At 41.6% G+C, this 12042-nt stretch carries 11 protein-coding genes; 4 read left to right on the forward strand and 7 right to left on the reverse strand.

Going from position 1 to position 12042, the window contains the following annotated elements; all coding sequences use genetic code 11:
- Positions 1–99 precede the first annotated feature (99 nt).
- Positions 100–2478 (reverse strand): phosphoenolpyruvate synthase, encoded by a 2379-nt coding sequence (ppsA, locus tag AC5EUN_RS05435; RefSeq protein WP_004982030.1) that lies wholly within the window; start codon positions 2476–2478, stop codon positions 100–102.
- Positions 2479–2634: 156 nt separating this feature from the next.
- On the opposite strand from ppsA, the gene ppsR reads away from it, so the two are divergent.
- Entirely contained in the window at positions 2635–3471 is an 837-nt protein-coding gene (ppsR, locus tag AC5EUN_RS05440; RefSeq protein WP_005400687.1) for a posphoenolpyruvate synthetase regulatory kinase/phosphorylase PpsR, read from the forward strand.
- A gap of 132 nt (positions 3472–3603) precedes the next feature.
- Positions 3604–4278: a hypothetical protein gene (locus tag AC5EUN_RS05445; protein WP_493352186.1), complete on the forward strand. Its 675-nt coding sequence runs from the start codon at positions 3604–3606 to the stop codon at positions 4276–4278.
- Positions 4279–4312: 34 nt separating this feature from the next.
- On the opposite strand, the gene AC5EUN_RS05450 is transcribed toward AC5EUN_RS05445, so the two are convergent.
- The 4 genes from AC5EUN_RS05450 to AC5EUN_RS05465 form a co-directional block, all read right to left on the reverse strand.
- Positions 4313–4876 carry an NAD(P)/FAD-dependent oxidoreductase gene (locus AC5EUN_RS05450; protein WP_010327032.1) on the reverse strand — a complete coding sequence of 188 codons (564 nt, stop codon included), beginning with the start codon at positions 4874–4876 and terminating at the stop codon, positions 4313–4315.
- Positions 4877–5117: 241 nt separating this feature from the next.
- On the reverse strand, positions 5118–6119 hold the full coding sequence (locus AC5EUN_RS05455) for an LLM class flavin-dependent oxidoreductase (protein WP_010327031.1): 1002 nt from the start codon (positions 6117–6119) through the stop codon (positions 5118–5120).
- A 287-nt stretch (positions 6120–6406) separates the two neighbouring features.
- Positions 6407–6934, reverse strand: coding sequence for a YMGG-like glycine zipper-containing protein (locus AC5EUN_RS05460; protein ID WP_010327030.1), 528 nt, complete (start codon positions 6932–6934; stop codon positions 6407–6409).
- 224 nt (positions 6935–7158) lie between these two features.
- Entirely contained in the window at positions 7159–7584 is a 426-nt protein-coding gene (locus AC5EUN_RS05465; RefSeq protein ID WP_010327029.1) for a glycine zipper domain-containing protein, read from the reverse strand.
- Positions 7585–8045: 461 nt separating this feature from the next.
- On the opposite strand from AC5EUN_RS05465, the gene prfA reads away from it, so the two are divergent.
- Both prfA and prmC read left to right on the forward strand, forming a co-directional pair.
- Positions 8046–9134, forward strand: a complete 1089-nt coding sequence (gene prfA, locus AC5EUN_RS05470; protein WP_010327028.1) for a peptide chain release factor 1 — start codon at positions 8046–8048, stop codon at positions 9132–9134.
- On the forward strand, positions 9134–9952 hold the full coding sequence (gene prmC, locus AC5EUN_RS05475) for a peptide chain release factor N(5)-glutamine methyltransferase (protein WP_010327027.1): 819 nt from the start codon (positions 9134–9136) through the stop codon (positions 9950–9952). The genes prfA and prmC overlap by 1 nt, the downstream gene beginning before the upstream one ends.
- 56 nt (positions 9953–10008) lie before the next feature.
- Here prmC and AC5EUN_RS05480 read toward each other — a convergent pair whose 3' ends face one another.
- Together AC5EUN_RS05480 and AC5EUN_RS05485 are read right to left on the reverse strand one after the other, a co-directional pair.
- Positions 10009–10830, reverse strand: a complete 822-nt coding sequence (locus AC5EUN_RS05480; protein WP_010327026.1) for an ABC transporter permease — start codon at positions 10828–10830, stop codon at positions 10009–10011.
- Entirely contained in the window at positions 10830–11789 is a 960-nt protein-coding gene (locus tag AC5EUN_RS05485) for an aliphatic sulfonate ABC transporter substrate-binding protein (protein ID WP_094148157.1), read from the reverse strand. The genes AC5EUN_RS05480 and AC5EUN_RS05485 overlap by 1 nt, the downstream gene beginning before the upstream one ends.
- Positions 11790–12042: the final 253 nt, after the last annotated feature.

Raw genomic sequence — 12042 nt, forward strand, 5'->3', positions numbered from 1 at the left:
TAAGTTTTTGTATAAAAACGTTTGTTTCAATGCGAATGCGTTGAAAGAGTGGATATAAAAAAAGACCCTTGAAAGGGTCTTTTTTATCGGATCAAAAAGTTAAGCTTTTTGAACTTTCTCTTCAGCAAGGAAGAACCAAGTGTCTAATACTGAGTCAGGGTTAAGTGATACAGATTCGATACCTTGTTCCATCAGCCATTGCGCAAGATCTGGGTGATCTGATGGGCCTTGACCACAGATACCCACATATTTACCTGCTTTACGGCATGCATGAATTGCCATAGAAAGAAGCGCTTTTACTGCTGGATCACGCTCATCAAATAGGTGAGACACAATACCAGAGTCGCGGTCTAGACCAAGTGTTAACTGGGTTAAATCGTTCGAACCGATAGAGAAGCCATCAAAGTGTTCCAGGAACTGTTCAGCCAATAATGCGTTTGTTGGTAACTCACACATCATGATCACTTTCAGACCATTTTCACCACGTTTCAGGCCGTTTAACGCCAATAATTCAATTACACGTTTCGCTTCATGTACAGTACGTACGAAAGGAATCATGATTTGAATATTGGTTAAGCCCATTTCGTCACGTGCTTTTTTCAACGCGCGGCATTCTAATTCGAAGCAGTCACGGAAGTTGTCAGACACATAACGGCTTGCACCACGGAAGCCCAACATTGGGTTTTCTTCTTCAGGTTCGTATAACTTACCACCGATCAAGTTTGCGTATTCATTTGACTTAAAATCAGACATACGAACGATCACAGGTTTGTCTGCAAATGCTGCAGCAAGGGTAGAAATACCTTCAACCAGTTTTTCAACATAGAACTCGATTGGCGATGCATAACCCGCTGTACGTGCCATCACCGCAGCACGAGTTTCACGTGGCAAGCTGTCAATGTTCAACAATGCTTTAGGGTGGACACCGATCATACGGTTAATGATGAACTCAAGACGTGCAAGACCAATCCCTTCATTTGGAATTTGTGCAAAGTCAAATGCGCGGTCAGGGTTACCGACGTTCATCATAACTTTGAACGGAAGCTCTGGCATCGATTCGATAGAGTTGGTTTGAATCTCGAAATCTAAAGAGCCTTCGTAGATGAAACCTGTATCACCTTCTGCACATGAAACAGTCACTTCCTGACCGTCTACTAGAACTTCAGTTGCATTACCGCAACCAACGATTGCTGGAACACCCAATTCACGCGCAATAATCGCTGCGTGACAAGTACGACCACCACGGTTAGTGACAATTGCAGCGGCACGCTTCATTACTGGTTCCCAGTCTGGGTCAGTCATGTCAGATACAAGCACGTCACCATCTTGTACTTTGTCCATTTCTTTAATAGATGTAACAATACGGACTTTACCAGAACCGATACGTTGACCGATTGAACGACCTTCACAAATCACAGTACCTTTTTGTTTTAAAAGGTAGCGTTCCATGGTGCCGACATTTTCACGGCTCTTCACAGTTTCAGGGCGCGCTTGAACGATATAAATTTGACCGTCATCGCCATCTTTTGCCCACTCGATGTCCATTGGAGAACCATAATGGTTTTCAATGATCAGCGCTTGTTTTGCAAGTTCTTGTAGTTCGTGGTCGTTTAATGCGAATTGTTGACGCTCTTGTTTTTCAACATCAACCACAACAACTGATTTACCTGCAGATGCTTCTTCACCATAAATCATTTTTTGGTGTTTAGAACCCAGATTACGGCGGAGTACAGCGTGCTTGCCTGCATTTAAAAGAGGTTTAGAAAGGTAGAATTCGTCAGGGTTTACAGCACCTTGAACAACCATTTCACCCAAACCATAAGATGCAGTGATGAAGACTACGTCACGGAAACCTGATTCAGTGTCGAGTGTAAACATTACACCTGCTGCACCAGTTTCAGAGCGAACCATACGCTGAATACCAGCAGATAAAGCCACAACATCATGCGCAAAGTTTTGGTGTACGCGGTAAGAAATTGCACGGTCGTTATACAGTGATGCAAATACTTCTTTGATCGCGATCAATACGTTGTCGATACCGCGAATGTTTAAGAAGGTTTCTTGTTGCCCTGCAAAAGAAGCATCTGGTAAATCTTCTGCTGTCGCAGAAGAACGAACGGCAACCGCGATGTCTGGGTTGCCGTTTGAAAGCTCTGCAAATGCTTTACGAACTTCTTGTTCGAGTTCTGCCGTAAGTGGAGTATCTACAATCCATTGGCGAATTTTCGCGCCTGTTTCAGCAAGAGCATTTACATCATCAACATTGAGGACTTTTAACTCTGCATTGATTTTAGCGTTTAGGCCACTTTGCTCGAGAAATTCACGATATGCTTGAGCTGTAGTAGCAAAGCCACCTGGTACAGATACACCTGCATTTGATAGGTGGCTGATCATTTCACCTAAAGATGAGTTTTTCCCACCTACAAGTTCAACGTCGTGTTTCCCTAATTTTTCTAGACCAATTACGCGCGCTTCCAAAGTTGTTACTCCACTTTTGCAGTATTTAATCACTATCTTGGCATCAGATTATAACAAATCTACTTAGCTTTTTGATTTTACTAAGCGACAGTCATGTAAGATCGGTTTACTATAAAGATTATATAGCACTAAGACAAATTTTTGAGGAGAATTTTAATGTCAGGAAGTAAACAATTTAAGCGGAGCGTTTTTTTTGTATCTGATGGTACTGCAATTACCGCTGAAACCCTTGGGCACTCGCTATTGGCGCAGTTTCCAAATGTTGACTTTGACATTCATATTATTCCTTATATTAGCTCTGAAGAAGCTGCTACAAATGTGGTTGCTGAGATCAATTTAAGGGCACAACAAGACGGACAAAAGCCACTGGTTTTTGACACTTTAGTTGACCCGTACGTGCGTGACATTATTAATACTGCAAATGCTATAAATCTTGATGTATTTGAAGGGCTTATTAGTAAATTGTCTGAGGAGCTGGGAACACCGCCTACAACTTTAGTCGGACAGACCCATGCGGTGACCGATTCGGAGTCTTATAAAGCACGTATTGATGCGGTGCATTTTGCTTTAGATAACGATGACGGTGCACGTACACGCCACTATGACAAGGCCGATCTGATTCTGATTGGGGTGTCACGTTCGGGTAAAACACCGACGTCAATTTATTTGTCATTACAGTTTGGGATTCGTGTTGCAAACTATCCATTGACTGAAGAAGACTTGGATGACAACCGTTTACCTGCGGTACTTCGCGCGCATAAACAGAAGCTTTTTGGTTTGATGATTGATGCTGAACGTCTTGTTGCTATTCGCTCTGAACGTAAAGCCAATAGCCGTTATGCAAGCTTCAGCCAGTGCCAAATGGAGCTTCGTGCAATTGAAGGGATTTATATCTCTGAAGGGATTAAATACTTAAATGTCTCGGAAATGTCGATTGAAGAAATTTCAACTCGTGTACTCCAAATGACGGGTTTAAAACGTCGCATTGGTTGATATTGTCATTACATTATAAAGCGTCATATTGATGATGCTTTATAATGTTGATCAATATAAAAATACAGATTAGATCAAATGAAAATAATATCAAAATGCCTATTAGGTGTATTTTGTTTTGCTCATTTTAATATGGCTGTATATGCGCAAAATATATCAATTCAGCAGGCTGAGCAGGTGATTGATCAAAAATATGCAGCGCTAGATTTTTATGCAGTGAATCAACAGATCGAAAGTGATGTGGTTGATTTAATCCGTGAAAATGCAGAAAGTTATGCTTATTCTTTCCCCAAATTGACTGAGAATCTTAGACTAAAGATTAATGCCTCACCGGACCAACTGCTTAAATTCTATACCTTTGATGTAGGTGGTGGCGGTACCATGGGTGAATTTTCATCCTATGTGCAGATGAAATCGAGCAATTCCACTAAACTTCAGCCTTTAGAAACAGGCTATATTTTAAAGATTGATCAAGTGAAATGGGGTGCACAGCCGATTTATCTGATTCAAAGTTATTACAATGGCGATAGTTGTCACGGTCTCTATCAAATTCAAGCCTTTAAAATGCATGCCCAAGCTTTGACAGCAACACCAGTTTTTCAGACCAAAAAACAGCAGTTAAGTTCAATTGAAGTAGATTATGACTGTCATTGTGACGAAGAGCAGCGCGGTTCATATATTCGTGTTTCAAAAGACTTAAACAAGCTTGATATCACTTTATTGGATCAAAACAGTCGACCGACTGGAAAGTACTTACGTTATCAGCGTTCAAATACAGGCTATCGGTATACAGGTGTGACGAAATAAACAACGGGTAAGTAGGGAAACTTACCCTATATGGTTAATGGCTATAGGTGGTAATGATCACATCGACGGGATATTCAGCTCCATCTAAACTTTGAATATCATGTTCTCGAATTTTGACGATCGGCCAAGTGATTAGCTTACAGTTGTCGCGCTGTAAGGCATGATAATAATGATCGGACTTAAAAAATTTAAGTTTATCGGCAGCGGAGTTAGGTTTGAGTTGGTGTCTAAGCCATGGGTCTTGAACTTGGGTTTCTAAGAAGCGTAAAGCCAGTAGGCATTTGATACGTGTGTTAAATAGGCGTCGGTTCTTAATAACCAGTGGATGTTGAATTAAGCGCTGAATTCCACGCTCTGTTTTTGGCAAGATAAATTGTGGCGCATTTTGAAAAACATAGACCGATTGAGCGACCTGACAAATCGATTCAAGGGCAGTTACTGTATGCTGGTTGGTACCAATAATTGCGACACGTTGTTCAGTAAAAGCATGTTGTTTAATTTCTGAAGCAGTAATCAATTGCCCTTTAAAATGCTGAAAATATTCGGGATGGTTTTGAAATAAACCAGATACGTTGTCAGTTGAATGCAAATTGACCATGCTTGATCCTTAATTGTTTTTTATCGTCTTTCCTTAATTTATTATTTTTAGTGCTTTTGCTCTAAAAAAGCAAAGTGATAAATTGTCTGAGCAGTCACGCTAACTTTAGTCTAGACATAGCAGCAGTTTTGCAGGGCTTTAAGGATTTTTTAAGTATCGGCTAAGATTTTGGTTATTCATTTATGCACGTCGCCTTATGGGTATGCATTAATACGCATAAGGCGATTCACTTCATTTGTACTTAGTTATTTTTGATCTGCATGAGACGTTCAAAGTTTTCTAAACGCTTGTCCGTGTCATAGATGTCACAGGTGAAAATAAATTCATCGACATCATATTCTAAAAGAAGCTGTTTTAAGCCTTCTTTCACCGTGCCATTGGAACCGATTTGGGCCATGGCATAAAAACTGTCTACTGACATTTTTTCCGCAGGTGACCATAGACCGTCCATACTGGCAATCGGTGCTTTTAACTTTAAACTTTGACCGCGCATGAGACCTAAAACACGTTGGTAGGCACTAGTCGCTAGATATTCAGCTTCAGCATCGGTTTCAGCAACGACCGTCGGGACACCCATAGATACATAAGGTTTCGATAAGTATTCGGAGGGTTCAAAGTTTTCACGATAGAGCTGAATCGCTTGTTTCAGCATACGCGGTGCAAAGTGTGATGCAAAAGAGTAGGGAAGACCGAGTTTTGCAGCCAGTTGTGCACTAAATAAACTTGAACCGAGTAGCCATACAGGCACATGTGTCCCTTGCCCTGGAGTTGCAATGATGCGCTGATTCGGCTCAGCGTCTTTAAAGTAATGCAGAATTTCTAAGACATCTTGTGGGAACTGATCTTCAGTTTCTTGACGGCCACGGCGAAGTGCTCGCATGGTCACTTGGTCTGTACCTGGTGCTCGACCTAAACCTAATTCGATCCGGTTTGGATAGAGTGTCGCAAGCGTACCGAATTGCTCCGCTACGATCAGCGGGGCATGGTTCGGGAGCATGATGCCGCCTGAACCCACTTTTAAGGTTGAGGTATTCGCGAGTAAATAGCCAAGTAGTACCGCAGTTGCAGAGCTGGCAATACCATCCATATTATGATGTTCTGCAAGCCAAAGACGGCTATAGCCTAAATGCTCAGCTTGTTGAGCCAATTTTAAGCTATGTTGTAGAGTGAGTTGTACAGTTTGATCTTCGCGGACAGGAGCTAATTCTAAAATAGAAAATTGAGTCTCGGACAACGTGCGCATTCTAGTTCTCAGTTTCGTTTCATATATCGAAATAATACGATATAACTGCTATTTTGTATATCGATTTTATTCGATATTGTAGTTGTTTTATATAAGGTGTTGATTTAAAAATGAAACTAAATATCTATTCAATATCGTTGAACCGCACTAGCCACATATGCATTTAAAACAAAAAAAGGGGATTACTGTATTTAGCATAACAATGTAGTATTTTTTTGAGTGTAGTTGTCAGATAAATAAAAAGCACCCGAAGGTGCTCTTTTATTTGAAAATGTTTTATGCGGTGCTTAACGTTTCCCGTTTTTGTACCAGCCCAAGTGACGGCCATTGTCACCACGGTAGTTGCGACCATTATATTTATAATTGCTATTACGGTAGCCACGGCTGTCATAACGACGATCATAACGGTCGTCGTAACGGCGGTCATATTCGTCATCATAACGACGGTCTTCAGAGACTTTTTTACCCAGAACTGCACCACCCGCTGAACCTAGACCTGCGCCAATATACCCACCATTGGTACCGCCCATGTTTTTACCTACGGTATAACCACCAGCACCACCGAGTGCTCCACCAATGATTGCACCATTACGGTCACGTTTGTTGGCTGAAGCAGCTGCACCTGCACCACCACCAATGGCAGAACCAATCATCGCGCCTGTTTGTCCACCCATTTGGTTACCAATCGCGGCACCGACAACACCACCTAATGCAGATGTTAGTGCAGTATTGGTTGTATTACCTGCATATGTTGTGGTCATCGTTAATGCTGAAGCTGCAATTACGGTACTCATTAAAATTGATTTAATTTTCATTTTTAAACTCCTAAGAGCATGTCTATTTTGTCTTGATTTCACTTTAGCGAAACAAGTGGGAAGAATAATGAAGAGAAATTTTATCGAAACCGTTGCTTTGGTAAGTGCTGTGTAACGACTCTTCGTATTTTCTACCAGTTTGGCTGATGTGTTGTTGCGTCTAAATCTGTGCCATAAAAAAGCACCCGAAGGTGCTTTCAATGACATCTTTACGATGCAGCTAATTAATGGTGTTTATGTTTTTTCTTCCATTTTTTACCATGGTAAGAGTCATACTGTTTATCTTTTGAGATTTTGTTGCCGAGTGCTGCACCGCCCGCTGCACCTAATGCAGAACCCACGTAGCCACCATTGGTTCCGCCCATGCTTTTACCTACGGTATAGCCCGCACCACCACCGATCGCACCGCCAATAGCAGATTCAGTACGATGACGTTTGTCACTTGCAACTGCTGCACCACCTGCACCACCAAGTGCTGCGCCAATAGTTGCACCAGTTGTGCCGCCCATGTTTTTACCAATTGCTGTCCCTGCAACACTACCTAAAGCACTGGCTGCTGCAACGCGAGTTGTGCTGTCTGCATACGCAGTTGCAGTAAACATAGATGCCGTTGCTAATGTTGCTGAAATTAAGAGTGTATTAAGTTTCATGTGTTTCTCCATGTCCAACATTGGTTGAACTGTCTTACTTTTTTCGATGTGGCTAATGTAACAAAAAGATTCCAGTTAATTGTGGAGAGTTAAAACTAAATTGAAACCCGTTGGTTTCTTGTTTGTATCAGTTTTATTACAAATGTGAATAAGCAGAATGAAATTTATCCAAAACCGTGCAAATGTGGATAAACCTAGGAGTGATGCAGTTCACACTCTGAATTTTGAGCTGAAATGACCTATTTAAAAAATGTATATGAAATAAGCTGTTTTGCATTTTTTAAGCGTTAGTAAGTGCATAAACACGCTTTAAAAGTGTATCAATCTACTGAGGCGTATAAAGTAAACGTCGCTCAGGATTGAATAAAGATGTTCTTTGCGTGATAGAGCCGTTAAACTAAGCGCAAATTTTTTGGTGCTGTGAAACTGTATTGCAGCCTTTATATTGAGATATTTTCCTAATGAAAGAATCGTTACGTTTACGATTAGATCAACTTTCTGACCGTCACGAAGAATTAACAGCATTACTTGCAGATGTAGAAGTCATTTCGGATAACAAACGCTTTCGTCAGTTGTCACGTGAACATAGTGATTTAAGTGAAATCGCAGAAGTGTGGACCAAGTACAAACAAGCAGAAGCTGATATTGAAACGGCTGAAGCGATGCTGTCAGATCCTGATTTTAAGGAAATGGCTGTTGAAGAAATTAAAGAAAATAAAGCTATTATTGCGTCTTTAGAAGCTGATTTAAATATCTTAATGATTCCGAAAGATCCAAATGATGCGAACTCTGCATATTTGGAAATTCGAGCGGGAACAGGTGGTGATGAAGCCGCTATTTTCTCGGGTGACTTATACCGCATGTATAGTAAGTACGCTGAATCACAAGGCTGGCGTATTGAAGTGTTGTCTGAAAATGAAGGCGAACACGGTGGTTATAAAGAAATCATTTGCTTGGTGAATGGTGAAGGCGTTTACGGCCGCTTGAAGTTTGAAAGTGGCGCGCATCGTGTACAACGTGTACCTGCAACAGAGTCTCAAGGTCGTGTGCATACTTCGGCGTGTACCGTTGCGATTTTGCCTGAAATTGATGTCGATACAACGGTCGAGATTAATGCATCAGACTTACGTATTGATACCTACCGTGCCTCAGGTGCGGGTGGTCAGCACATCAACAAAACCGATTCGGCTGTGCGTATTACCCACATTCCAACAGGAACCGTGGTGGAATGTCAGGAAGAACGTTCACAACATAAGAACAAAGCCAAAGCGATGGCTTTACTTGCTTCACGCTTGGAAAGTGCAAAACGTGCAGCAGCTGATGCAGCAACTTCTGAAATGCGCCGTGACTTGGTTGGCTCGGGCGATCGTTCAGAACGTATCCGTACCTATAACTACCCGCAAGGTCGTATGACCGATCACCGTATTAACTTAACTTTATACAAGTTAGACGCAGTTATGGAAGGCGATTTAACTGAACTATTAGATAGCTTACATCGTGAATATCAAGCAGATCAGCTTGCGATGCTTGCACAGCAGAATGGTGGATAATGAATATTGCCCAAGCTTTGGCTTTACGTGGTGAAGCCGAGAGTTACGAACGTCAAGAGAACGCATGGTTGTTGGAACACATTACCAAAATTGATTCTTTCGATTTGGTTATGAAAAAAGATCAAGTGCTGACCGATGAACAAGAGCAAGCATATGTTACTGCTTTGGCACGAATCGAAGCAGGTGAACCTTTGGCCTATGTGACAGGTTCACAGCCGTTTTGGACATTGGATCTGATTGTCACTCCTGACACTTTAGTACCACGTCCAGATACCGAGGTACTGGTAGAAACTGTATTACGTTTAGACTTACCTGAAGATGCCCGAATTGTCGATTTAGGTACGGGGACGGGTGCGGTTGCGCTTTCGTTGGCCTGTGAACGGGACACATGGGACATCACGGCGACCGATATTTATGAGCCAACTTTAGCCGTTGCGCAGCAAAATGCAGAAAAGCATGACTTAAATGATGTGACTTTTGTGTGTGGCAGTTGGTTTGCACCGCTAAATCGAAAGTTTTTTGATGTGATTGTCTCGAACCCGCCGTACATCGATGCCGATGATGCTCACATGCAAGACTTAGCAACTGAGCCTGAACGTGCTCTAGTTGCTGCGGATCATGGTTTGGCTGATTTAAAAGTCATTATCCAGCAAGGCAAAAAGCATTTAACCCTCGATGGTTGGGTGGTGCTTGAGCATGGTTATGATCAAGCTGACGCTGTACAGAAAATCTTTAAAGAGGCGGGCTATAAACAAGTCCGGACTGTGAAAGATTATGGTGGGAATGACCGCGTTACATTAGGGCAGTGGACACAATAATTTCATTGTTCCCTCCAAAATAAAAGCGCATTCGATGCGCTTTTATTTTTTCTACCTTATGTTCCAAATACGTCACGCCAACGCAGGAGCCAAGTCTCAATGGCCTTCATGATGCTATCACTGAGTTTTCCGAGCACGGCTAGAAGAATAATTGCTAAGATCACAATATCGGGGCGTGAAGTTTCTCGGCCATCACTCAGTAAGTAGCCAATGCCTTGTGTTGCTGCAATGAGCTCTGCGGCAATCATAAACATCCATGCCAAACTTAAACTGTTGCGCAGTCCCGTTAAGATCCCCGGAGACGCTGCAGGCAAAATAATCTGTTGTACTTGCTGCCAGTATTTCAGCCGATAGACTTGTGCAACTTCGATGAGCTTACGATCGACACCTTTAATAGCCGCGACCGTGTTGGTATAAGTCGGAAAAAATGCGCCAATCGCAATCAAGGTAATCTTCGATGCTTCATCAATTCCCAGCCACAGTAAAAGTAGAGGAATCCAAGCTAAACTCGGGATGGATTTAATCGCTGAAAAACTGGGTTCTAAAAACGCTTCAACCTGTTTATTGAGTCCCACCAAAATCGCAAATATTAAAGCCAGGGCACTCCCAATAAAAAAGCCTAAAAACACTCTCCATGTACTGGTCCAGACATGCATCCATAAATCTGCCTGCCATAAATCTAGAAAGGTTTGCCATAGACTACTGGGGGCAGGCAATAAATAAGGTTCAATAAAACCTGCACGGACCAGATATTCACAAGCAATCAGTAAGAGCACTGGAAGGGTGATCGCTTTGAGAACACTCTTCAATTTCAACTGAAATGAGGAACTCTTTTTCACTACAATAGGGCTGAAAGAGCTCGCGACTGACTTGGTCATTATTTGCTTACAACCTTTTGTGCATATTGTGGTTTAAACAACTGAGTCACGATTTGATTAACATTGGTGCCTTTACGGACTAAGTCTTCTTCATTTAAAATGCCGCCAGACTTTTGTAATTCGGCAATCTGTTTGGCTGACGGAATGTTTTGATCAAAGTTGGTACGGCTTAATTGTAATTTTGCGACATTCAACGGAAGTTTGGACTCACGTGCCAGTAACTCCGCCAATTTCTCTGGATTAGCTTTGGCCCATTTACGTGCTTGCTCATAAGCTTTAATCACTGCTTCAATGGCTTCGGGACTTTGCTGAGTAAAAGACTCTTTGACACTGAGTACGCTATAGCTGTTAAACCCAATATTTCGATACAACAGTTTTGCGCCAGATTGCACTTGTGCCGATGCCATCAATGGATCTAAGCCTGCCCAAGCATCGACTTGACCACGTTCTAAAGCTGTTTTTCCATCTGGATGTTGTAAATGAACCAGTTGAACATCACGTTTATTTAGACCCACTGTATCCAGCGCTTGTAAGGTAAATAGAAATGGATCTGTGCCTTTGGTTGCGGCAATTTTTTTTCCTTTTAAGTCTTTTAGGCTTTTAATTTGGGAGTTTTTAGCAACCACCAAAGCAGTCCATTCAGGTTGGCTTTGGATATAAACGGTCTTGATTGGACTGCCGTTGGCACGACTGAGTACGGCTGCAAGTCCAGCGGTTGAAGCAAAATCGACACTGCCGCTATTTAAATATTCCAGCGAGCGGTTACTGCCTTGGCTAAACACCCATTTAATTTCAGTTTTAGGTAAGGCTTTTTCTAACAGTTTTTGTTCTTTCACCACAAGGCTGGTTGGTGCGTAGTAGGCATAATCGAGTTTGAGCGTGTTTGGAACAGCGGCATGGGTATAAGTGCCGATCAAACCTAAAATCAGTGAAGTGCTCAGTAGTTTAAAGTTTTTCATTTTGCATCATTTAAATAAGTTCATTTGTGAGTTCTTTTAACCTGATGTATGCGAAAAATAAAAAAAGAAAAATGGATAACAAAATACTAAATTGAAATAAGTAGATAATCTTGATTTAAGTGTCTGAATTTTAATAAGTATGTTGAGCTTTCTGTAGTTTTTGGAGTATAGAATAACTTTAAAAAAGCATAGAATAATTTCTTCTTATATGAAGATTGCATAACTAAATCATTCATTTTGAATGTAAAAAAGC

Source organism: Acinetobacter sp. CAU_H_S170_2 (assembly GCF_058890445.1).

Coding starts and splice junctions, on each gene's coding strand:
- ppsR (WP_005400687.1), top strand. CDS start 2,635: ATGTCAGGAAGTAAACAATTTAAGCGGAGCGTTTTTTTTGTATCTGAT.
- AC5EUN_RS05445 (WP_493352186.1), top strand. CDS start 3,604: ATGGCTGTATATGCGCAAAATATATCAATTCAGCAGGCTGAGCAGGTG.
- AC5EUN_RS05450 (WP_010327032.1), bottom strand. CDS start 4,876: ATGGTCAATTTGCATTCAACTGACAACGTATCTGGTTTATTTCAAAAC.
- AC5EUN_RS05455 (WP_010327031.1), bottom strand. CDS start 6,119: ATGCGCACGTTGTCCGAGACTCAATTTTCTATTTTAGAATTAGCTCCT.
- AC5EUN_RS05460 (WP_010327030.1), bottom strand. CDS start 6,934: ATGAAAATTAAATCAATTTTAATGAGTACCGTAATTGCAGCTTCAGCA.
- AC5EUN_RS05465 (WP_010327029.1), bottom strand. CDS start 7,584: ATGAAACTTAATACACTCTTAATTTCAGCAACATTAGCAACGGCATCT.
- prfA (WP_010327028.1), top strand. CDS start 8,046: ATGAAAGAATCGTTACGTTTACGATTAGATCAACTTTCTGACCGTCAC.
- prmC (WP_010327027.1), top strand. CDS start 9,134: ATGAATATTGCCCAAGCTTTGGCTTTACGTGGTGAAGCCGAGAGTTAC.
- AC5EUN_RS05480 (WP_010327026.1), bottom strand. CDS start 10,830: ATGACCAAGTCAGTCGCGAGCTCTTTCAGCCCTATTGTAGTGAAAAAG.
- AC5EUN_RS05485 (WP_094148157.1), bottom strand. CDS start 11,789: ATGAAAAACTTTAAACTACTGAGCACTTCACTGATTTTAGGTTTGATC.